Raw genomic sequence first — 22,018 nt, 5'->3', positions numbered from 1 at the left:
ATAATTCTTTTAAACATATATTGAATAAAGGTTGTATTTCTCGTCTTTAAGGCGTATAAAGGTGCTTCGTTGATGCGGGATGGAGCAGTCTGGTAGCTCGTCGGGCTCATAACCCGAAGGTCGTTGGTTCAAATCCAGCTCCCGCTACCAACGAAAAAAGATTCAAAGTTTATAGCCTAGTTTGCTTCATGCTTACTAGGTTTTTTTTATGCTTTTAAATCAGTTAGCTTCATAAATTTATAATCAAAGTGCAAATAAATGCTGTGAAAAATTTTCAATTGAAGGCGCATTTCGAGGTTGCTGTATAAGTTAAAATAAAAATAATATGTAAAGCACGCTTTACATAGTGCGCTATTTGATCTAAATTTGTGTAAAGTTTACTTTACATGAGTACCGTATGAAAAAATATAGATCTCTGATTGAGTTTAGCGCATCAATACTGCTTTATATTGTTGTGCTTATCTGTACATTGAATTATTTAAAGAATGATAATATCCGTTATTCAACACAAATTTTTGTGACATTATTGCCTATAATTCCCTGTATTTTGGTGGGCTGGAGTGTGCTCAGGCAATTAGCGCGCCTAGATGAAATGCAACAACACATCCAATTACAAGCTTTTGCGCTGGCATTTGTGGGTACCGCACTCATCACATTTAGCTATGGATTTCTTGAAAATATTGGCTTTCCACATCTTTCTATGTTTTTGGTATGGCCTTTAATGGCAACGCTGTGGGGTGTTGGTATTGCAATTGGGAGTTGGCGTTATCGATGAAAAATATCTTATCTGAATTGAGAACGCAGCAAGGTTGGTCTCAGCAACAATTAGCAGAATATTTGGGAGTTTCTCGCCAGACAATTAATGCAATTGAAAAAGAGCGCTATGATCCTAGCTTACCTTTGGCCTTTAAAATATCTAAATTATTTAATTCACCCATAGACGTAATTTTTAAAGATGAATAGAATTTTATAGATGGGTTAAGCTTGGCCTGGGCAGAAATTTTTGACCACTAAAAATAGTATATTTAAAGCATTATATTCTTAGCCGTTAATAAATTTAGCTCAAGTATTCAACACTTTTCATGGAATTTGATCTGTAAAATGGGTAAACGAAGCCTGACGTGAGAGGAAACTTACAAAACTTCGTGCTAGACCGTAAATTGTTAATGAAAGCCCACATTGAGAGGGCTTTTGTTTGAAGTCTTTATGTAAATTAATACTTATAAAAGGCATTTATCTTTTGCTTAAAGTTAATTTATTCCTAAAAACTGGAATGGTTTTGAGCTTTTAAAATAAGAGTTTGATTTTCCAGAATAGGTTATTGCTTGGTCTTTACCTAAAGCCAGTTTTTTGGTTTGCCCATCTTTGAAGTTAATCTCTTTTAAGTCTACCCAAAAAATATTTGGTGATACAGCAGATTCAAAAAAGTAAAGATTTCTCTTATGGTCAGCGACAGTACGCCAACGCGTAGAAGAAATATTTGGTTCTTCTGCGGTATTTAATCCAAATGGAACAGAGACATTTCTGATCACACCAAACACACTTGCGATAGAATGTTCTGATGACGCTTTTTTAGGTATTGCATTGATATAAAATGAAGCTCTTGCAAAGCGATCTGAAGCACGATTGGTTCCGGGTAACATGATTGTTCCGCCAATTTGCTGCCAATAGCTATTGAGCGCTAATTGTTGATCAAAGGTTGGGGAATTGGTCATTACTTGATATTTACGGCTATGATGAATCACTTGTTTACCGCCAATATACTCAATAATTGCACTATCACCCGTTGCATCCGATATAGAAAGATGTAGAGTCGTTAAACGTGTATCACCTGGCACAGTATCTGTAACAACTATAAAAGGTTCCTTTTCTAAAGCATGTACTGCTTCGTCTACAGTTGCATAGTTGTCTAAGACATATTGAGCCCATAGAGAAATACTCAGAGGTGGTTTGCTATTCTTCTTAGTATCTGGATAATCAGATTCTACTAACCAAAGTAAGTTAGCCACTAAACCTTTTTCATTCATGCCATCTGTTGTGGCAACATCATAACCTGTTGCAACGACGCTACCATATTTAGCCGTCCATTGAATAGAATTCGGACCAGCTAAGCCTGTACGTTTGACATTACTTGGTAAAATCCATAAATCTGTCCCTACGTCTTGTTTCCAATCCATAGAACGTGCTGTAATCACTTCATTGTCACCTAAATATACGACACGTGTACAAGCAGTGGTAACTTCTGCTGCGACGAGAATTCCCGCGGCAAGTAATATCTTTTTCAAAGCATTATTCATCATCATTTCCTCTTAAAAAACGGCAAATTAATGTCCAAGACAGGGGCTTGTTGTCGAATATCCCAATGGAAGTTATTGCATTTATAATTTTGTTCAAAATAACTGTAGTCAGTTGTTAAATTTAGATTTCGATTCAAAAATAGAAATTCGATATCCTGTATATACATAGGCAGAAATCGTTTTTCTCCCCTCAAGGTCATTTTTGAAGCTAAATTCCAAGGTGAATCAAAATTGTATTTAAAGCGAGAACCTCTAAAAAACCATTCCATACGCTACCTATGTCTGTAGATTGATTTAAAGTACTAGCTTTGGGTTTGGTGCAATGCATTCCAATTTTAGGTTCTATAATCGGCTTTGGTAGATTTTTGAAGCTAAAGGCAGGTGATATGTGTGCTCGATAGTAAGTTCCAGAACTGCCCTGATCTAATTGATTATTTATAGAGATCGGTAAGTATCTTGTTTGTTTTTCTTGAGACGGTTTTATAATTTGTTGGTTAGCATAAATCCCCCATTTTCCCTTAATTAGTTCGGCATGTGCCATAAATGAATGGTCTAGCTCTTTTACTATTTCTTTGAAACGTTGATCAATATTATATTTAATTTCCTCTTTTTTGATTGGCTCATCCACATCTGCGGCAAAGGTGTATAAGTTAAGATTTGACTTTTCATGACTATCAAAGGAGTCTATGAAGCTTTCAGCATAGACTATTTTATTTAAAATAATACCAAATATCATATATAAATAATTATTAAATATCATTTAATTTCAAAATTTTTATATCATAATGTTGATGAAATTATTTTATTTAAGATTTTCTACATTAATTTATTAAAAATATTAATTATTGTATTTATGTTATGGTCATCTATGCATATAATGAAATATAAATTTAGTGGCTAATACTAAAAATATTAAGTTTATCTTAGAATTCAGATTTTTAAATAAGTAATGGATTCTACATCTGTTTCTAAAGTATTTATTTTAGGGGCACATTTTTAATGGACATTGTCTAAACAATATTTATGAATTTTTATTGTAATAATAAATATAAACCAATGATATTAATTTTTAAATATACCTTGATACATGTCGCTACTATCTATTCAGTTCATAAAGGTGCATGTTAAATGTACCATTAATATGAATGGTAAAAAAGAGATATCACTATGTCAAAATTTAACAAGCAAGTGAGTAGCAATCAGGGTAAACAACCTGATGCTAATGGTCATCAATCTCAAGCGCCACAGCAACAGTCAAATAAGGATCAGAATAAGCAACCTGACGCTAATCATGCTAATTCACTTCAACTACAGCAAAAGAAAGTTGAAGAAAGATGAGTGCAAAAAAAATAGCACTAGGTGTTTCAATGCGTGAAGAATAAATTGTAAGGATGAAACTTCTTTCAATTTATTAAGGAGTTAAAGTAATGATTAAGAAAGTAACGGTACATAAAATGTATGCAGAATTTCAACAGTTTCCAGTTATACAATATATAGGTGAATATGATGAGTCATTTAATTTAGTTAGGCTATTCAATTCTTTCAATCAGGAATTAATCAGAATATTTGGAACCTATCAGTGGACTTTAATTGGCACTGATGAGGTTTTTTTTGTAGAAGAAGATCCAGCCTTTCAACAGAGAACACTCTAATCATATTTCGTGATATATAGTGAATATAAATGTTAGACTTGCTATATTTGTTGAAGGGAAGTATTTTTTATAAAAAGAGAATTTTCAGTTTTATGTTCAATAGGCGGAGTATGATCAGCTGTTTAAAAACTAGCAATTATTAAGTTTTATGATGTCTAGCCCAATTTTATTTTGTCTAGGATCAATGAATATCTTTTCTTGTTTATTATCTAATAAGATAATTAAAAATAGGCTTACTGTGGCGTCACTTATTTAGAGTTGAGTGTATAAATTTTTTAATCTGGTTATATAGGTCTATTGAGGCTCTTTACAAATATGAAAAATCAAGATGTACGTCATTTTAAGACGCGATGAGATTGAATAAAAACTGAATTAGTATTGTAATGTGTTCTCATTATTTTCAGAATCAAAGACTATGGCTAAAAAGCAAATAATTACATTTGATGATTTTACGCGTGAACAATTAATCTATTCGTTGAAAAAGTATGTATTAAAGGAACTAGACTTGGATCTAGGAAATTTTCCAGCGCAGTTTTTGTTTGATTTCATCGTAGAAGAATTTGGTCATCACTTTTACAATCAAGCACTCAATGATACCCATGAATGGTTGGCAGAAAGATTTGCTCATCTCAATGAAGACCTATTTTTATTATCTAAAGAAAAGGCAATAAAGTAAAATACGTAAGGTCTTAAAAATCATACTTTGAAAGCTTAGTGTTATAAGACAGGGTAAAGTGAGTGTTTAATGACAATTCATACTGAGAATTTTTTAGAACGCTTAAAGTAGAGAATTGCTGACCAGTGAGCATGGACTAAAACGGCCACACTTTTTAAACAAGTAAGTACGTCATTGCTTACTATTACTTTAGTTCAAGCACGCTTCATTTTTTTCAAATTGAGGAGCTATAGTTGAAACTAAGCAAGATGAGAATTTCGAATATTTATCCAGTTATTTTGCTTAACTCAGTAAGATGACCACGCAGAAGACTTTTTTGAATCATACTTACTCGACTTTTACGACAGGCATTTTATATAGACGATACCTGATAAAATGTTCATTGCTTAGGGTGACTTCACCATCCAATTTAAATCCAAGTGAGTAGATCCCTTTTAAATTTTTCCGTGTTGGCGGTAATAAAATTGTGATTGATTCAAAACCCATTTCGTTAAATGCTTTATTTATTATTTTATCAAAAATTTGTTTGCCAATTCCCCAATAATTAGGATGCAAAACTAAAGCTAAGTCAGCATCTCCATGCTCATATTGTAATCCTCCCCAACCTGCAAATTTGCCATCAACAATAAATGCCCATGGGCCATAGCCGTATTGTGTCCACTGATTTTCTTTATCATTGACCCACGCAATACATTGATCTTCATTAAAAATCGTCCCTTTGGCTAAAGGCATTTGTTTGAGGACGCGATCATTTGTGTTTAATTCAATAATCTCGGTCTTACTGACAGTACTTAAATGGTCAAACTTGATCTCCACTATGATCCTCCTTAAATACCAATTGTTTGGATTCCTTCGATTGATTTTATAGTTTAATGCTAGATGGGGCGTATTTTAAATAATACAAAGCATAATGCGATTAAGGGCTAATATTTTACTGATTAAAGTCAATTTTCTAAATGATTTGTGCTATGGTTTGTCTAATTTTACTTTAATTGCATGATTGATTCGTTCAAAATTCGGCTTGGTTTTAGTCTATAAGTTCTTTAAGAAAGGTTTTAACAAAACTCCACTTAAGGCTTCACTATGAATTAACCTTGTTTGATTCGTGCTTATTTGTTGTAATCTAAATTTATGTTCTACATTAAATACTCCTTTAACGACTACATTTCAACACCAGCTGACCTCTGTGTTTTCTTGTTTTTCTAACACAATCATATTGAAAGACATTTTGTTTATTGCATTATTTTGTATGCTTAGCTTGATCTTGCCAGCTTTTTGAAACGCTCCAGACACGTTTAGGATAAATGGATTCCAATTCTTATAATCTTCAAAATTTGTAAGAGTTTTCCAAAAAATATCAATGGGTGCATGGATCAAAACTTCGGTTGTTATTTCAAATTTCATGTTAGCTTTTTCAACTGGTTTGTATTTTAATCACCATACACTTGTTTCATCTTTTTAATATCGCTAAAATCAACGCTACTCAATTGATAGCTAAAACTAGTCAGTAAAATAATAATTATTGGAATATTTTGAGTTTTTTGTATTGGATATTTAGTTCTTTCCATTCTTTTATACTTGAAAAGTATTCACCTTAAATTATCAACTCAATATTTGAATCAAGAGAAAAAATAATTTAAACAATATCTTAGTTTAAAAAATTATAAATTTAGTTCAGTCATCTGAAGAAAATTGAACAATAAAAACTATAAAATTAATGTGATTTATGTCATGGTATTTAAATTTAATTTGAAATTATATGCGTTTTTGTATAATCTGTATCTGTGTTTTACGGCTTTATACAGGTAATTGTGATGATTTTTTATGATGGGGAGCATATTTTTCCTGAGCGTGCCAATGAATTTAAAAACTTTTTAAAAAAGTATTTGATTGAACATCAAGCTGAATATTTATTAGAACAAAAAACATTTGTATATGACAGTGATTGTGATGAGTTTTTTGAGTCAGATATTCAGGAATTTTATAAAATTTGGTTAATGGCTTAATAAAAAATGAGCTAATATTCAAGGCTTAAAAGCATTCAAAAGCCTGATAGGGTTTTGGGTAAGTAAACTCTGCTGTTCTATTGATTTTCCTTTATAGCCAAAAGCATTGTCAAAAATTAATAGTTGCTTTGACCTTAATAACTTTTTAAATAAATCAACAAGCCCTCATGTAATTAACATCCTTTCTTGTAAATTATAAAAAACTACGGTTGATAGAAAATTGTAGAGCTTTTTGTTCTTAATTATTTTTACAATTAAATACTGTGTATAGTCCATATTTTAAGAATTTTATTCTTAATTTTAGGATAATGCTCATCTTAAGGCATGTCTAGTATATTGGTGAAAAATAATATAATAAATATATTGATAAGTAGTGTATATATGGAAATATATTGTCTATGGAACATTGATTTTTTATTTTATTTAATTTTCAAATCATTGTATTTGAAGGGTTTTATTGTTTTTAAATTATGGTGTTTTAAATTGATCTATAAATAAGTATTTATTTATATTTCTATTCATTGTTTTTATTGAATATAAATTCATATTAATAAATTTTTGTGTTGAGTTAAATATTTCACTTGTGAAGTAATATAGAGGTAATTATTTGTTTATATTAAAAAAAGTTACAAATTATTATAATAAAATAATATTTTATTATAATTTTGTGGTATTTTTTAAACATGAGGGTGCTTTAGAAGTGGCTCATATTATCTCTTTTTAATAAAAGGCACATATAAATGGCTAAAATTGACTTAACAGCTTTAACAGAAATTGACGGATTCACAGCAGCAGCGCTTGTAGATAGTACAAGTGGTTTATCTTTAGCAGCACATGGAACAGGAATTGATTTGGAACTTGCCGCTGCTGGAAATACTGAAGTTTTAAGAGCTAAAATGAAAACAGCAGAAGCTTTAAATTTACGCGACACGATTGATGATATTTTAATTACATTAGGAAAGCAGTATCACTTATTGAGACCACTTGATAGAAACAGTAGTCTATTTTTATATTTAGTATTAGATCGCCAAAAATCTAATTTAGCTATGGCGCGACATGAACTTAGAATTTTTGAAAAAGAATTAGATTTCGCTTAAAATATAGACTTGGCTATTGCTTCAATATTGTCGTGATAGCCTTGTGACGATATTTAAATTGAAAAATTGATAATAATTAATAGTAAAAGTATTGTTTAAATATTAAAGTTTTATTAAAAAATGAAAATTAATTAGTCTCAATGTTTTTTTAAAGTATTTTGATGAGTTGAGAGGCTATTTTAATTCTCAAGTTTTTAGAAAATAAAAATATCATTTACAAATATAAAAAAATATCTTTAACCATAAAGTTGCAGCTAGAATGAGCAACGTCATGTTTGATAAATTTTGATCACGTATGATCAAGAACATCCTCGATTATAAGGCTTTAATCATATTTGTTATGCTTATTGCATTAGGACTTAGCATTTTAATCAGATTACTCAGAAAAGCTGAATTTCCTTTTCAAAGAATGATCACATTGAAAGGGAAGGTTTTGGTATTCAGATAACTGAAAATTTAAAGTACACACAGCCTAGACAGTATCCCACATGTTGAAAAAGTTAATTGAATTATAGCACCAGCAGGGAAGCTTAGAAAAAGTGTGTAGATCACGTGGAGGGGGAAGTCATTGTAAAAATCCTATAGCTGTTAAGTATAAGAATCCATATACGAAATCTGCTATAAATAGATGCTTTTAATGATTTATGAGAGAGAATATTATCGATAAAATATCAACAGAATAGACGATTTAGTAGGTCAAATTTATAAGACCCTTTTTAACGAAATATTGTAATTTAGATTTTTCATGTTTGAACGCGCAATAGATATAATCAATCAAACTTTCCTATTATCTACTCATAAAAAAAATATTCAATTTAATAATTGCTGTCATATCGTTCAATAATGTTGCTACATCTTGCAGATCTAAATGCATCTGACTATATTAAAACTACAGTAGGTCGCTAAGACGCTACGAAGTAGTTGGACAGATCAATGACGGCTTATTGAATTTGTGACTCCAGTTCAAATAAAAAATAAGCACTAGCTTTCCAACATAAAAAGCTCGCAGAAATGCGGGCTTTTCTTTTTGAAATGTCATGAAATAATTGAATTTGGTTGTATTTACACAAAGTATTTAAAGTAATTCATTGATTTATAAATATAAAAAACTATAATGTAGCTATTTTTTAACATTGCCATAAAATCTAACAACTTCAAAATAATTATTGCGTGATGTCATGGTATAAGAAAACAGTATATAAAAAAGAGGACACAAAAATGACTGAAATGATTACAGTAAGGGTCAAGGATCAATATAGCAATGAGCTGAATGCAATGGCTTGGTTAAACAAGCTACAAGAGCATGAAGACACAGAAAATTTATCTTTGTTCCAAAAAATTGATCACATCATTGTGGATGGTGAAAAAATACTACCCAGTATTGAATTGCTTTTTGAAAGCAAGGAAAGTGACAGCATATATCGTATTATTGAACAAGTGAGTTAATTTTGACCATGAATTAAAAAACGTGTTGGCTGAAAGCTTAACACGTTTTTATTTGTCATCGTTTTTAATAGTCGGATAAAATTAATTAAGCAGTTTTAAAATGATTAAGTACCACAGCAACAAGGTGATACAAAGCCAAACGATTTTGGTTGGCATGTTGAATTGCATTTTTTTCAATTTTTAACTTATCTTTAAGCGTCCCAAGATAATAGCTTTCGACCAATATATGTTGAGAAGAAATAGGATCATTTTTGATGCGTAGATCTTTTTGATATTTAATATTGGATACAGCCGTTAAACATTGTTCAAAAGTTGGATAAAAATTTGAAAGTTCTAAAGCTGTTTGATTTGTCGATTTTGTAAGATATTGCGTCATAATTGTCTAATTATTTTAAATAATAGGTTGGCTTTTGATTCTACAGAATGCTTGTAAAACAGACAATTTGATTTTGTAAATAGATATGAATCTTTGGAAGTTGTTTAAAATCATAACAAAAAAATTTCTAGTTGAGCTGATTTGAAATAATATCCCCATGCTTACTAAACTGAGCATACTCTTTAATTTATTAAAATTTGTCATTGTCTCTAGCTTATTTTGGGTATCATTAGCGCAATATAAAAAACCAAATACCAAACTGGATAAAAGACTTAGAATGACGCTAAAAGCACTAAATTTGTCATTCTAAGGGGTAAAATTGAAATCAATATTTATGATTGCTTTAAGATGATTGTAGGTGTTGTAAGGAATAATTGATCTGTTGCATAGTTAGGTTTAATTCATGTGGCGAAATTCGACTTTCTTGAAGCGCGGTAATCCACTGCATTTGGCAAAATTTAATATCTCGAATGGATTTGGCCTGTTGTATTTGTATTACCAACTGTTTTGTCATCAGTCCACAATGAGTTTGTAGAAGGGTAGACATTTTTTGCTTGATGTCATCAAAATTTATATAAATGAGCTCAGATGTAGATTCAACATGTGTTTCTTCTTCAGATATTACTGTGTTGGTAGCATGCGTAGTGGTATGTGAATCTGCTGATTTTGTATTTTCATTCAGATTTTGAGTGATAATACTTTTTAATTTATCAACTTCTTTTGGGAAAGGTAGGGGAGTAAGGTTAGTGCATTGATTTAAATGATGTAAGTGTTCTATCTTGAATGATTCAGGCGTTATTTTTGTCTTCATTTCAGATGAATGATCAGCATGATTCTGAAAAATTAAACCTAACTCTTCAAGTTGCTGAATAAGTTCTGGTGTTGCGAGTCTTTGTTTGAGTGGACTCTTTAAAATTTTAAAATCATCAGTGCCAATCAGAAGTAGTAACTGTCTTTGGCGAGCAGTGAGTTGAAATGAGCGGTTTTTTAATGCCTGAATTCCCAAGTCAGTTTTAAAATAGTGATCCATGAGTCAAATTATTCCCCAATAAATTGACCCTAGAATAAAGAATGACAATTACACTAATATGACTTTCTTGTTACAAATCACAAGCTTAAAGTGTGACTATGTTTGCATTCTCTAAAGCCTTGCGTAAATATGGATCAAGCTCATCTTGACGAAGTAACCATTGTACATAGTCTTTAGGTAATTCTGAAATAGCGGTACCACGGTGCTTTCCAAAGTTAATACTACGTGGGATACGTGCATCTTCTGAAGCTTCATATAATTCTTCAATTGTTTGAATTTTCAATTGATAAATAATATGCATAAGGATGTTTGCAGTTAAAATAATATCTGCATCAGCACGATGCGCACCTTTTAACATTTCACGTGCTTTTTCGCTGCCTTTACTTATCATATAGATCAGTGCTGATATATTGTGTGCTTCAGCATCAGGCCAAACAAGACGAGCAAGCGCAAGTGTACAAATGGCTTTGATATGAGCTGTATCTACGCCACATTGTTGGATTGCGCGAATATCATAGTCAATATTGTGCCCAATGATGTAAAGGGTTTGTTGAGGAAGTTCAAAACAGGAAAAATTTGGTTGATTCGTAAGATCTGATTCTAATATATGATGAACAGCCATTGAGCCGAAAGAAATCTTTTCATTTCCAATACTGTAAAGCTGATCGAACATTTGTTCACGATCTAGACTCAATTTCCCTTCTTGAATTTGAATCGGCGCATAAGCAATTTCAATGGGTAAGCCATTGAGTGTATGAGTCTCAGTATCTAAAATGATTGCTTGCATGCCTTTGTTCCTCAACCAATATATAAATGGAAAGCTTCCTTAAACTAGCTTTTTTAGGCCCTAAATACAATTTAAAGTCATATAAATTCGAGATCAACATTGGATTTTGCTTAAATCCTATTCAATTATGGTTTTTAAATACATGCAGTCGGAAAAATATTCAAATTTAATTGTCTTAAATGCATTAGGCTTCTTTGATAAAGCTTTTTTAAAACTATAAATCAATATAAAAATCCCCTCATCCTAGCTTTCTCTTAAAATGAGAAGAAATTTTCAATACCAAAAGTCTTCACCCAACATGATCATTTTTTTATCTATCAAGGGGGGCTATGGGAATAAGGTGAAAAATACAAATAATTAGGGGGAAATCAAAGTTGTATTCTATTTTATGTTTTAGTTTTTGTGTGTCATGTAACACTTCCCAACTGTAGTATTTACATTAATTGATAAGAAAGTTGTTTGGCTTTATTTAAGTGCTGAAGAGCTACAGGTCTTTATGATATTGAATCAATGTTTAAAATCGGGATTAAAAAACTTGCTTAACATTTTTTTTTGACGTATTGATAAAATAATTATACGCTTAAGCTCGTATAAATTAATTTTAAAAAATTGTGTTTTAAGGATAACTCACATGAAAAAAAAATTATTAACGGTTTTAATTTTAAGTTCTGGACTGGTTTTAACAGCATGTAAGAATGGTGGTAGTGGGGGAGGTTCATATGAATCGCCGTCAAATACTGATGTAAATAACATTACAAATCCTGTTGTTGGCACACCTACAGCATATAGCAAGACTGATTTTACTGCTGTTGCTGCAGATAGTGTGGTGATGACGTATAAGATGAAGGGAGTGAAGGGCACAGAAGTACAAGCAACGTCATTGGTATTTACTCCTAAAACTGCGCCACCAGCTTCAGGTTGGCCAATTGTGGTTTGGGCGCATGGTACAACCGGTGTCGCTGATATATGTGCGCCAAGCCGTAATGAGACAAATGTTTATATTAAAGGAATGATTTCTAAATTCCTTGCGGAAGGCTATGTGGTTGTTGCACCAGACTATGAAGGTTTAGGGGAGCCAAGTGGAACTGAACTTCATCCATTCTTAAATGTAAAAAGTGAAGCTTATTCAATTACAGATGCTGTGGTTGCAACACGAAATTGGTTAGGCAATAAAGCTTCGAAACAATGGGTGACTGTTGGACACTCGCAAGGTGGTCAAGCTGCTTTGGGGGCTGCACAATACGCAGATCGTGCAAGCTTAGATTATAAAGGTACGGTTGCTGTCGCACCTGCGTCACAACTGAATTTGATCCTAAATGCTGGAGAATCTAGCGTGGCAAATGCAACGCCTGATAAACAGATTCCAGTTTATGCATCTTTAGATACGTTTACCGCTCTGATCGCGGCAGGCTTACGTAATGCAAACCCAACTTTAGACTATAGCCAAGTCTTTAAAGTGCCGACTGATGCGATTGCTAAACAAGCAGAATCTGTTTGTTCTTCTCAAATAGGCGATAAGTTCGGGGGAGCAATGGGACAGTATGTTGCAATCAATGGATCATTGAAAAATTATCCAAGAAAAACAGATACATTTATGTCCCTACCTGTGGTTCAAACTTTCTTGAATAAAGATTCTCAACCTTTACAAGTTCAAGTTAAAACGCCTGTAATTATCTACCAAGGTGGAGCCGATACCACTGTACCTCAAGCGGCAACAGATACCTTATATGGTACAGCTAAAGCACTGGCAACACCTGTGAATTATATTACCAATCCTGCTTGGGATCATAGTACAGCTTATGCCTTAAATATCGATAATATTGTGGCTGATGTAAAAGGAATGTTTGCAGCACAATAACTATTTTAAATTGTAGGTTTTAGCAAATGGCTTATGTTTTCAACATGAGCCATTTTTATTTAAAACGGAGTAAACTTCATTCTGTTTAATTACAAACTTCATGCTACAATACGCGCAATCTTAGCACGGCTTAAAAGCCCTAATTCATAGGACCTCGCTAATGTTCGCCAATATCTCTATTTCTGAATTTGATCCAGAAATTGCTCAAGCAATCACTCAAGAAGATGCCCGTCAAGAAGCTCATATTGAGTTAATCGCATCTGAAAACTATTGCTCACCAGCTGTTATGGAAGCACAAGGGTCAAAACTCACTAACAAATATGCGGAAGGTTATCCTGGCAAGCGCTATTATGGCGGTTGTGAATATGTTGATGTGATCGAACAATTGGCGATCGATCGTGCTAAAGCATTATTTGGTGCTGACTATGCAAATGTTCAGCCACACGCAGGTTCTCAAGCAAACTCAGCAGTTTATCTTGCTTTACTCAACCCAGGTGATACTGTTTTAGGTATGAGCTTGGCACATGGTGGTCATTTGACCCATGGTGCTAAAGTCAACTTCTCTGGTAAATCATATAATGCTGTTCAATATGGTTTAAATACAGAAACGGGTGAAATTGATTACGAAGAAGTTGAACGTTTAGCAGTAGAGCATAAACCTCGTATGATTGTTGCGGGTTTCTCTGCATATAGCCAAATTGTAGATTGGCAACGTTTCCGCGAAATTGCGGATAAAGTTGGTGCATATTTATTTGTAGATATGGCTCACGTTGCTGGTCTAGTTGCAGCAGGTGTGTATCCAAGCCCAGTGCAAATTGCTGATGTAACAACGACGACTACGCATAAAACTTTGCGTGGCCCTCGTTCTGGTTTAATCCTTGCAAAAGCAAACGAAGAAATTGAGAAAAAACTTCAATCTGCTGTATTCCCTGGTAACCAAGGTGGTCCATTGGTTCATGCTATAGCAGCAAAAGCAATTTGCTTTAAAGAAGCAATGATGCCTGAATACAAAGAATATCAAAAACAAGTGGTTGTAAATGCTAAAGCAATGGCTGAAGTATTGATTTCACGTGGTTATGATGTTGTATCTGGTGGTACAGAAAACCATTTATTCTTGTTGTCTTTAATTAAGCAAGATGTGACAGGTAAAGATGCTGATGCTTGGTTAGGCGCTGCTCATATTACTGTAAACAAAAATGCTGTACCAAATGATCCACGTTCTCCATTTGTTACTTCAGGTATCCGTATCGGTACGCCAGCAGTAACAACACGTGGTTTTGGTGAAGCGGAAGTTCGCGACTTGGCGGGTTGGATTGCGGATATCCTCGATGCAAAAGGTGATGAAGCTGTGATCAATGCGGTTAAAGCAAAAGTTGAAACGGTTTGTGCAAAATTCCCCGTTTATGCTAAATAAGCATTAACTTGAGAAGGCCTCCTCTCAAGGGGGCTTTTTTTATGGTTGTTCAATAAGCTTAAACATCGAAGTAAATATCTGTTATAAAAGAAGTAGATTATGGGAGTTTATTGATACTTCGTTTCATGTTTCCGACATATAGGTTGCATGCTGTAGTTTACGGCTTGTGGCTTAATTTATTTATAAAATGTCAACAGACCCATTATAAACATCGCTGCTATACCCAAATGATGTGAAAGATCGAAGGAATTAGGCACATGGCTAGTAAACCAAATATTATTATTTCAGAACAAGATTTACATCGCTTAGAAACGATGTTGGAACATCAGTCGAAGTTGACTGTGACGATGCAACATTTAGAAGAGGAATTGGCGCGAGCAGATGTGGTTGCGCCTCAAGATATGCCTCCAAATGTAGTAACCATGAATGCAAAAGTCTTAATCACCATTGCACCATCGACGGAAGCAACCGAAATTACTTTGGTTTATCCACATGATTTTCGTGGTGAGACAGGGCAGGTCAATGTTGTTGCACCTGTAGGTACTGCAATTCTTGGATTGGCAGAAGGGCAGGAAATTGAATGGCCACAGCCAGATGGTCATTTGATGAAAGTAAAAATTGAAAAAATATTGTATCAGCCAGAAAGAGAAGGCGATTATCTCTAATAAATGTCAAAATTAATGATATTTACGTGACCAAATTAAAGCCCAGTAATCACTGGGCTAAATTTTGTATAAAAACCGAAAGTTAAAACCCTGAAGTTCTCCCTTTGCTTGGATATTTAAATTGATGTTGAATATCTAATTTATAAATCTGTTTCGGATTTAAATCAATTTGCCATTGGTTGATATTGGGTTGTCCATTCCATTGTGTTGCAGTCGGTGGAATATTATAGGTCGATTGAGTGCTGAGTTTACCGTTCTGGCTTTGTGGTTCAGGTTCAAAAATCGTAACCTGAATTGGATAGTTATGCAGGTTCTGTACTGAATATTGCTGTTTTCGTATGGTTTCAGATTGAGTACCTTTGACTGGATTTTTTTTGTCGGTTAAATCAGTGACTTTAACTTGAATTTGATCATCTGTACCAAAGCTCATTTGAAGTGCTTCATCTGCGCTATTGCTCCAAGCTCTTTGCCCAATATAGTCGCCATCACGATATAGTTTTACAATTCCAGAAGGCCAATTTTGATCAAGTTTTGAAATTTCAGCATTAATTGTGGCTTGAGTACTCTGTTTTGGAATCGCCCAAACTGAAAGTTTAGCCGCATATTGTTCCGTACTTAAAGGTAAATAGATTTGTTGTTGGCTGCTTGGAATGGATGCTTTGGTTTCTGAACGAAATTCAGTACTAAAATTTAAATCAGCCGTTTGAAACTGTGGAAATTGAGGGGGCGATTTTTTTACTGCGGCAGTGGACTTTCTATCATAACTCATTTCAGCCATTGCAATAGGTGCGGGTGCTGGATAAATTGGTCGTACTGGTTCTGGTTCATAATAGTTTACCCACCATTGTTGGGGTTGAACTTGTTGAATATAGTTTTGTGGGGTTGCTGTGGATAATGCCAATTTAACATTGTTCCAGTCTTCACCAGTTTTTTGAGCAATCATTGCCATACGTGTCAGCTTGATTTGCTTGGTTTGGGTGTTTAACTCAGCTTTATAGATCGGCTGCCAGCGTGCATAAGGAACCATATAGCTAATTTTAATTTCACCCCGTTGTGGGGCATTGACATAAAATTTTAGTGTTCGCTGATTAAACTCACTATCTCCAATGGCATTTAGATCCTGTTCAAGCTCTTGTAAGCGTTGTTGTAATTTTTCTTTCTCGGCCTTGGCTTGGTCAATGGCAATAAAAGCCTCGTAAGCCTGTTTACGGACTTTTGGCGCGGAACCTTTAATGACATTTTCTAAGAACTTATTTTGTAATTCAGCAGCTTGAATAATCGAGTTTTGTTCAGAAATCTGTTTTTTTATGCTTTCAATGTGATGACGTAATTGAGCAGATTCATTTCCTGCAGGTTTATCAATTGCACTATCTGTATGAGACACAGCATTGACTTCAATATTGCTACTTTGATATTGCAATTGGTCTATATTGAAGTTTGCTGCAAGCCCATTTAGTGTAATGAGTTGTTCTCCTGCTTGTACTGGAAAGCTTCGTTCGATTTTTGCCAGTGTGGGATACAGGGTGACTTGTTGAATGGGGGCGTTGGATAAGTTAAGCGCAAAACAATATGTTGAAGGAGCGCATAAAATAGTGAGTTGGAGTGCTGTTTTTATATTCATTATGAGGGGCCCTAAAATACATTCGATTAATTTTAAAGCTAAAATGTAGCAGAAAGTCATACAAATCAAAATAGTGATATAAGCATTTAAGGATGCTTGAACGTAATTGAGTATTGAGGATTGGCTAAATTTTAGACCTAAGAGAAAGCTTATTTATATTTAACTTGATGGATTTTTCAGCTAGTTTTGAATAATTGCAAGATCAAGTCAAACAAATTAAAAAAATTAAGTTACACTGAGTCATCCAAAAATTGAAGGGCTGAACATTGAAACAATCATGCACAATACGGGATAAGAAATTTCCTCCTGAATTAAAAGCATGGTTGTATGCACAAGGTTCGCTGACTCAACAATTGACTGAGGCAGCAGGTGGGCGATTTAAAGTTCAACCGATTCATGAGCATTATCAAAGAATGACCTTGTTAGATAGTCAATGGATGCTAATGTCGCATCAACACACCTCCTGGGTGCGTGAAAGTTATTTATTTGGTTGTGATGAACAACCTTGGGTCAAGGCAAAAAGTATATTTCCCATTTTAAGTATCCATGGCAAAGCACGTTTGTTTAAGCACATCCGAACGCAGCCAATTGGAAAATATTTATTTCAACGTACCAATCCGTTATGTGAACGCCGTGTTTTAAAATTAGAAGAAGGTTGGACGCGGCAAAGTTGTTATACTTGGCATGGTTGTAAATTTATTGTTCAAGAAACTTTTTTACCTGCTTTTGAGCAATTTTTACATCAACAGAATATTTCAAAATAGAGTATTTAAGGACTGTCATGTCGATAGCGCAACAAACCACTTGGCGACAACGGTTAGAAGCTTATTATTATCTATGTCGCTTTGATAAACCCGTTGGAACAGAATTGGTTTTGTGGCCCACCATGTGGGCATTATGGATTGCTGCAGATGGAATTCCAGATATTGTAACGCTGGTTGCAATGGTCTTAGGAACCATCTTTATGCGTGCTGCGGGTTGTGCAATCAATGATTTTGCTGATCGTAAAGTAGATGCCCATGTAGAGCGGACTAAACATCGTCCACTCGCAACTGGAGTCATCTCTGCTGAAGAAGCGATTTGGGTCTTTATTGGCTTGGTTGCAGCGAGTGCCTGTACATTATTCTTCTTACCGATTGCGACTTTTTATTGCGCACTTGCAGGATTAGTGCTTGCATTTATTTATCCATTTATGAAGCGTTATACCCATTTACCGCAAGTGGTGTTAGGAATGGCATTTTCTTGGGGGATTCCGATGTCATTTACTGCAATGGGAAAACCCTTAGATTGGACCTGTTGGTTGCTTTATTTTGGGAATTTAGCATGGACAGTGGCTTACGATACTCAATATGCAATTACAGACCGTGAATATGATTTAAAAATTGGGGTCAAATCAACAGCTATTCTTTTTGGAAAATATGATATTGAAATCATCTCTTTGTTGCAATTGACCAGTGTATTGTTGATTGGTTCGGCATTATATTTAGAAAACATATTGATTCCGTTTGGCCTGATTACATTATTATTGGTTGTTGCTGATTTCATTTATCAATGGTCAAAAACTAAAGATCGTGATCCACAATTATGCTTTTGGGCATTTAGGCACAATCGTTGGGTTGGTTTAATCATCTTTATTGGAATTTTTATTGCATTAATTTGATTTTTTGAATTTAAATTTAAGATTACAATCTATATTTATCTATTATTTTACTATTTAGTTAAAAGCATTCTAGCAAGATGCTTTTTTTTATGCTTAATTAGTGGTGAACAGGGAGCTGTTCAAACAATAAAAACTGAGGACTTTTTAATGAAAGTAGGATTTAAACGGACACTATTAGCTATTACTTGCGGTTCAGCATTATTATTAACTGCATGTAATGATGATGATAATAACTGGAATAATTGGGGTTCAAATAAGGATTATGTATCTGAAAATACATATAATTCTGATGTAATCAATGAGGCTACATCGGTCAAAGTCATGACTTATAATATGCCAAATGTACTTGGTGAAACCAAGAAAGCCACAGCGATGGTTTTCATCCCCAAAACAACACGACCTGCAGATGGTTGGAAAGTTGTGGTTTGGGAGCATGGCACGGTGGGCGTTGGTGATAGTTGCGCCCCAAGTAGAAATAAATTTAACCCACGATTTAAAAATATGGCGCAAAGCCTGTTAAATGAAGGTTATGTGATTATTGCTCCAGATTATGAAGGCTTGGGTACACCAGGTATGCATCCGTATTTAAATCTAAAGAGTGAGGCTAACTCAGCGATTTATGCAGTGAAAGCATATAAAGAGCGCTATGGTAATCAGATCAATGGTCAATGGATGTCTGTCGGGCAATCGCAGGGTGGGCATGGTTCTTTAGGAACTGCTGAGCTTTCCAATAGTGATGCCAATTATAGAGGTGCTGTCGCAGGCGCACCTGCCTCAAGTTTGGGTTATATTATTTCTGTCGTTGCGCCACAAGCAATTCGAGATATTCTTCAAAAGGAACAAGCTGGAACAGCTCCAGTAGGGACTGCTGTTGAAGTTTATGCAGAATTATTGGCATACGCTGCTTATACCACAGTTGGTGTGACCGCTTATGAGCCTAAGTTTAATTATCGAGAAGTTTTTAAAGATCGTTCAAAAAATATTGCAGAATTTGCGGAAGGTTCCACAGGTGAAAATGGCTTATGTCTAGATGAATTGCATAATAAATTTGCCGATGATATCCGTGATTATATTGTTAAGAATGGCGGAAAAACTGTTTTAGACTATCCTGGATTGGTCGATAATTTCCAAGAAAATCCGACAGTAAAAAAATTCTTAGCTGAGAACCAACCTGCAACCAAAAAAATTAATAGTCCTGTGATGATTATCCAGGGGACTGCTGATATGGCAGTGCCTTATCCTGTGACGGAAGGATTGCAACAACGTTTAAAAGATATGGGTACAGATGTAACGTTCTTACCTGTGAAAGATGCCAGCCATACTCAAGCGATTGTTGAAAAAAATCCTGAATTGGTTGCCTTTATTAAAAAGCATATGCCAACCACAAAATAATGGTTTTAAGAGAAGCATCCAGTCATTTGCTTTTCTTGGCGGTTAAATAGAGCATGGTAAGTAAAAAAGCAGAGCTTTTATTAAAGCTCTGCTTTTTTTATCTCAATGTATGGCCGTTTGTACATTTTTTACCGAAGATCGAACAGGTTTTTTACCAAATGAAAGGTGATTAAAGAAAATATTGAGTAATACTGCTGCTATACACGTCGCGCTTATTCCTGAATGAAATAAAGTTTGAAATACTTTGGGAAAGGCATGAAAGAAATCAGGGCTGATTAAAGGAATTAAGCCGACACAGATCGACACAGCAACGATGATGAGATTGGATTGGGTTTGATAATCCACTTTAGACAATGTACGAATACCGCTTGCTGCAACGCTACCAAATAAAACAATACCTGCTCCACCTAAAACAGGCATCGGAATCGCAGCAATTAAGCGTCCAAAAATCGGTAATAAACCCAGCACAACTAAAATAGCGCCACCCGTTGCTACTACAAAACGACTTTTCACACCTGAAATGGCAACCAGTCCCACGTTTTGAACAAAAGCACATTGCATAAATGAACCAAATAATGGCGCAATCGCAGAAGATAGCATGTCGGCTCTTAAACCATCTGCCAAACGATGACTATCCATTTTTGTATCAACAATTTCACCAATCGCTAATAGGCTGGCTGTTGTTTCAGTAAGGATCACAATGGTCACGATACACATGGTTAAGATAGCGGACATTTCAAAGCTGGGTAGACCAAAAGCAAATAGGTGTGGAAAAGCAAATAAATCACCATCGCTCACTTTTGAAAAGTCGGCAACACCAAGCAGGATGGTAAAAATTGCACCAACAATAATTGAAATGAGTACGCCTAGTCGCGCCATTGTAGCTGAACCAAAGCGGCTCACCACAAGTAGTATACCGAGGGTAAAGGCCGCAATCCCAATATTTTCCAGTGAGCCCCATTCGGGAGCTTTAGGATTACCGCCCATAATCCAGCGGATTGCAACAGGTAAAAGTGAAATCCCAATAATAGTAATAATTGAACCCGTCACAATCGGTGGAAAGAAACGCACTATTTTTGAGAAAAAGGGGGTAATCAATATCCCGAAAATAGAACTGACAATCACAGCACCAAAAATCGTTTGGATATTGCCCCCAGTTGTACCAATCGCGATCATGCTTGCGACAGCAGCAAATGAAGTGCCTTGTACAATTGGGAGTTTTGCACCAAACCACTTTATTCCAAGCGTTTGTAGTAATGTTGCCAAACCACCGACAAGAATAGATGCCGTAATTAATAAGGCAATTTCAGCTGCATTTAAACCAATCGCCGTGCCTACAACCAAAGGTGCTGCAATCAGACCACCATACATGGTGAGTACATGTTGTAAACCAAATGTTAGGTTCTTTCCTGCACTTAAAACTTCATCTTCAGGTTGAATTTTTTTAATTTCAGTATTCATCTTAAAACCTTTATGATTTTGCCATCCATGCATTACAAAGAGCAATTTATATGCCAAATGGTCAATAAGTGTAAGAAAAATGCTTTTAGTGAACGCTAAAACTTATTTGTTTGAGATTGATATTTAAATTATTTCTTTGTGCAAAGCCGATTATTTTACGGTGGATAAAGCTTAGCGTGTTTAGATTGGTTTTATAGTCAACTTGTCAAACAAATTAGACAAAAGAATAGAGATTCTCTTAATTAATATTTTTAATTAAATCAATTGTATTGGAAAATAAATTGTTTGATTATAACAAGATTGCAATATCACACATTAGTTTCAAAGTTTAAATATTTTTGCCTAGGCGATGCCTCACTCTAGCGTTGCAAACAATGCAGTGCTTTGTTCTTGCTCAGATGAAAAGATACCGTCTTAACTGTCAAGCAAATTATTTAAGGATTCATGCCTTATAATTTGCCTGATAAGGTTGTTGGTTTTTAAGAACACCATAGCAAAGATGAATTAACTTTCGCATAGCAGCAGCAATCGCTACCATTTTAGTTTTCCCTTTCGCTAAGAGCCGTTCGCTCAACTCTTT

The 22,018-nt window shown here is 34.4% G+C and carries 23 protein-coding genes, 1 tRNA gene and 1 pseudogene; 15 read left to right on the top strand and 10 right to left on the bottom strand.

All coding sequences use genetic code 11. The features are described from left to right. Positions 1-73 precede the first annotated feature (73 nt). The 3 genes from WFN33_RS15330 to WFN33_RS15320 all read left to right on the top strand — a co-directional run bounded on the left by WFN33_RS15330 (position 74) and on the right by WFN33_RS15320 (position 963). Positions 74-150 (top strand) — tRNA-Met (locus WFN33_RS15330). 247 nt (positions 151-397) lie between these two features. Continuing rightward, complete coding sequence (locus tag WFN33_RS15325; protein WP_336953881.1) at positions 398-775, top strand: hypothetical protein; 378 nt, start codon at positions 398-400, stop codon at positions 773-775. Next, on the top strand, positions 772-963 hold the full coding sequence (locus WFN33_RS15320; RefSeq protein ID WP_336953880.1) for a helix-turn-helix transcriptional regulator: 192 nt from the start codon (positions 772-774) through the stop codon (positions 961-963). The genes WFN33_RS15325 and WFN33_RS15320 overlap by 4 nt, the downstream gene beginning before the upstream one ends. Before the next feature lie 287 nt (positions 964-1,250). On the opposite strand, the gene WFN33_RS15315 is transcribed toward WFN33_RS15320, so the two are convergent. Beyond that, entirely contained in the window at positions 1,251-2,297 is a 1,047-nt protein-coding gene (locus WFN33_RS15315; protein ID WP_336953879.1) for a linear amide C-N hydrolase, read from the bottom strand. A gap of 208 nt (positions 2,298-2,505) precedes the next feature. Beyond that, a complete protein-coding gene (locus WFN33_RS15310) occupies positions 2,506-3,057 on the bottom strand; it encodes a hypothetical protein (protein WP_336953878.1) in 552 nt (183 codons plus the stop codon). 407 nt (positions 3,058-3,464) lie between these two features. Here WFN33_RS15310 and WFN33_RS15305 point away from each other — a divergent pair, with 407 nt between their 5' ends. The 3 genes from WFN33_RS15305 (at position 3,465) to WFN33_RS15295 (ending at position 4,625) form a co-directional block, all read left to right on the top strand. After that, on the top strand, positions 3,465-3,635 hold the full coding sequence (locus WFN33_RS15305; RefSeq protein ID WP_336953877.1) for a hypothetical protein: 171 nt from the start codon (positions 3,465-3,467) through the stop codon (positions 3,633-3,635). A gap of 89 nt (positions 3,636-3,724) precedes the next feature. Further along, positions 3,725-3,949 carry a hypothetical protein gene (locus tag WFN33_RS15300; protein WP_336953876.1) on the top strand — a complete coding sequence of 75 codons (225 nt, stop codon included), beginning with the start codon at positions 3,725-3,727 and terminating at the stop codon, positions 3,947-3,949. 415 nt (positions 3,950-4,364) lie between these two features. Continuing rightward, the gene (locus WFN33_RS15295) at positions 4,365-4,625 is read left to right on the top strand and encodes a DUF2164 domain-containing protein (RefSeq protein WP_336953875.1); all 261 of its coding nucleotides are present in this window, start codon (positions 4,365-4,367) and stop codon (positions 4,623-4,625) included. A 327-nt stretch (positions 4,626-4,952) separates the two neighbouring features. On the opposite strand, the gene WFN33_RS15290 is transcribed toward WFN33_RS15295, so the two are convergent. Both WFN33_RS15290 and WFN33_RS15285 read right to left on the bottom strand, forming a co-directional pair. Beyond that, positions 4,953-5,441, bottom strand: a complete 489-nt coding sequence (locus WFN33_RS15290) for a GNAT family N-acetyltransferase (protein WP_336953874.1) — start codon at positions 5,439-5,441, stop codon at positions 4,953-4,955. 351 nt (positions 5,442-5,792) lie between these two features. After that, positions 5,793-6,029 carry a hypothetical protein gene (locus WFN33_RS15285; RefSeq protein ID WP_336953873.1) on the bottom strand — a complete coding sequence of 79 codons (237 nt, stop codon included), beginning with the start codon at positions 6,027-6,029 and terminating at the stop codon, positions 5,793-5,795. Positions 6,030-6,439: 410 nt separating this feature from the next. Between WFN33_RS15285 and WFN33_RS15280 the strand changes: the two genes are divergently transcribed. The 3 genes from WFN33_RS15280 (at position 6,440) to WFN33_RS15270 (ending at position 9,174) form a co-directional block, all read left to right on the top strand. Further along, positions 6,440-6,631, top strand: a complete 192-nt coding sequence (locus tag WFN33_RS15280) for a hypothetical protein (protein ID WP_336953872.1) — start codon at positions 6,440-6,442, stop codon at positions 6,629-6,631. Between the two features lie 740 nt (positions 6,632-7,371). Next, positions 7,372-7,728, top strand: a complete 357-nt coding sequence (locus WFN33_RS15275) for a roadblock/LC7 domain-containing protein (protein WP_336953871.1) — start codon at positions 7,372-7,374, stop codon at positions 7,726-7,728. A gap of 1,218 nt (positions 7,729-8,946) precedes the next feature. Then, positions 8,947-9,174 carry a hypothetical protein gene (locus WFN33_RS15270; RefSeq protein ID WP_336953870.1) on the top strand — a complete coding sequence of 76 codons (228 nt, stop codon included), beginning with the start codon at positions 8,947-8,949 and terminating at the stop codon, positions 9,172-9,174. 85 nt (positions 9,175-9,259) lie between these two features. On the opposite strand, the gene WFN33_RS15265 is transcribed toward WFN33_RS15270, so the two are convergent. The 3 genes from WFN33_RS15265 to WFN33_RS15255 all read right to left on the bottom strand — a co-directional run bounded on the left by WFN33_RS15265 (position 9,260) and on the right by WFN33_RS15255 (position 11,367). Continuing rightward, on the bottom strand, positions 9,260-9,550 hold the full coding sequence (locus WFN33_RS15265) for a hypothetical protein (protein WP_336953869.1): 291 nt from the start codon (positions 9,548-9,550) through the stop codon (positions 9,260-9,262). Between the two features lie 343 nt (positions 9,551-9,893). Next, positions 9,894-10,580 carry a hypothetical protein gene (locus tag WFN33_RS15260; RefSeq protein WP_336953868.1) on the bottom strand — a complete coding sequence of 229 codons (687 nt, stop codon included), beginning with the start codon at positions 10,578-10,580 and terminating at the stop codon, positions 9,894-9,896. An 85-nt stretch (positions 10,581-10,665) separates the two neighbouring features. Further along, entirely contained in the window at positions 10,666-11,367 is a 702-nt protein-coding gene (locus tag WFN33_RS15255) for a 3'-5' exonuclease (protein ID WP_336953867.1), read from the bottom strand. Between the two features lie 631 nt (positions 11,368-11,998). Between WFN33_RS15255 and WFN33_RS15250 the strand changes: the two genes are divergently transcribed. The 3 genes from WFN33_RS15250 (at position 11,999) to rnk (ending at position 15,304) form a co-directional block, all read left to right on the top strand. Continuing rightward, positions 11,999-13,225: an alpha/beta hydrolase family protein gene (locus WFN33_RS15250; RefSeq protein ID WP_336953866.1), complete on the top strand. Its 1,227-nt coding sequence runs from the start codon at positions 11,999-12,001 to the stop codon at positions 13,223-13,225. Positions 13,226-13,385: 160 nt separating this feature from the next. Continuing rightward, complete coding sequence (gene glyA, locus WFN33_RS15245; protein WP_262085493.1) at positions 13,386-14,639, top strand: serine hydroxymethyltransferase; 1,254 nt, start codon at positions 13,386-13,388, stop codon at positions 14,637-14,639. A gap of 257 nt (positions 14,640-14,896) precedes the next feature. After that, positions 14,897-15,304, top strand: a complete 408-nt coding sequence (gene rnk, locus WFN33_RS15240; protein ID WP_234622805.1) for a nucleoside diphosphate kinase regulator — start codon at positions 14,897-14,899, stop codon at positions 15,302-15,304. Between the two features lie 82 nt (positions 15,305-15,386). On the opposite strand, the gene WFN33_RS15235 is transcribed toward rnk, so the two are convergent. Beyond that, complete coding sequence (locus WFN33_RS15235) at positions 15,387-16,925, bottom strand: DUF4139 domain-containing protein (RefSeq protein ID WP_336953865.1); 1,539 nt, start codon at positions 16,923-16,925, stop codon at positions 15,387-15,389. A 266-nt stretch (positions 16,926-17,191) separates the two neighbouring features. Here WFN33_RS15235 and WFN33_RS15230 point away from each other — a divergent pair, with 266 nt between their 5' ends. From WFN33_RS15230 to WFN33_RS15220, 3 genes are all read left to right on the top strand, one after another. Next, the gene (locus WFN33_RS15230) at positions 17,192-17,689 is read left to right on the top strand and encodes a chorismate--pyruvate lyase family protein (protein WP_336953864.1); all 498 of its coding nucleotides are present in this window, start codon (positions 17,192-17,194) and stop codon (positions 17,687-17,689) included. Between the two features lie 17 nt (positions 17,690-17,706). Then, positions 17,707-18,585 (top strand): 4-hydroxybenzoate octaprenyltransferase, encoded by an 879-nt coding sequence (gene ubiA / locus WFN33_RS15225; RefSeq protein WP_336953863.1) that lies wholly within the window; start codon positions 17,707-17,709, stop codon positions 18,583-18,585. A 147-nt stretch (positions 18,586-18,732) separates the two neighbouring features. Continuing rightward, positions 18,733-19,977, top strand: coding sequence for an alpha/beta hydrolase family protein (locus tag WFN33_RS15220; protein WP_336953862.1), 1,245 nt, complete (start codon positions 18,733-18,735; stop codon positions 19,975-19,977). Positions 19,978-20,079: 102 nt separating this feature from the next. Here WFN33_RS15220 and WFN33_RS15215 read toward each other — a convergent pair whose 3' ends face one another. Continuing rightward, the gene (locus WFN33_RS15215) at positions 20,080-21,438 is read right to left on the bottom strand and encodes a nucleobase:cation symporter-2 family protein (RefSeq protein ID WP_336953861.1); all 1,359 of its coding nucleotides are present in this window, start codon (positions 21,436-21,438) and stop codon (positions 20,080-20,082) included. A gap of 442 nt (positions 21,439-21,880) precedes the next feature. Then, positions 21,881-22,018 (bottom strand): annotated as a pseudogene (locus WFN33_RS15210) (IS110 family transposase); the annotation flags it as partial.

It is taken from the genome of Acinetobacter sp. AS167, assembly GCF_037152175.1.
Classification (GTDB): domain Bacteria; phylum Pseudomonadota; class Gammaproteobacteria; order Pseudomonadales; family Moraxellaceae; genus Acinetobacter.
This window is presented reverse-complemented; position numbering and strand designations above follow the sequence as displayed.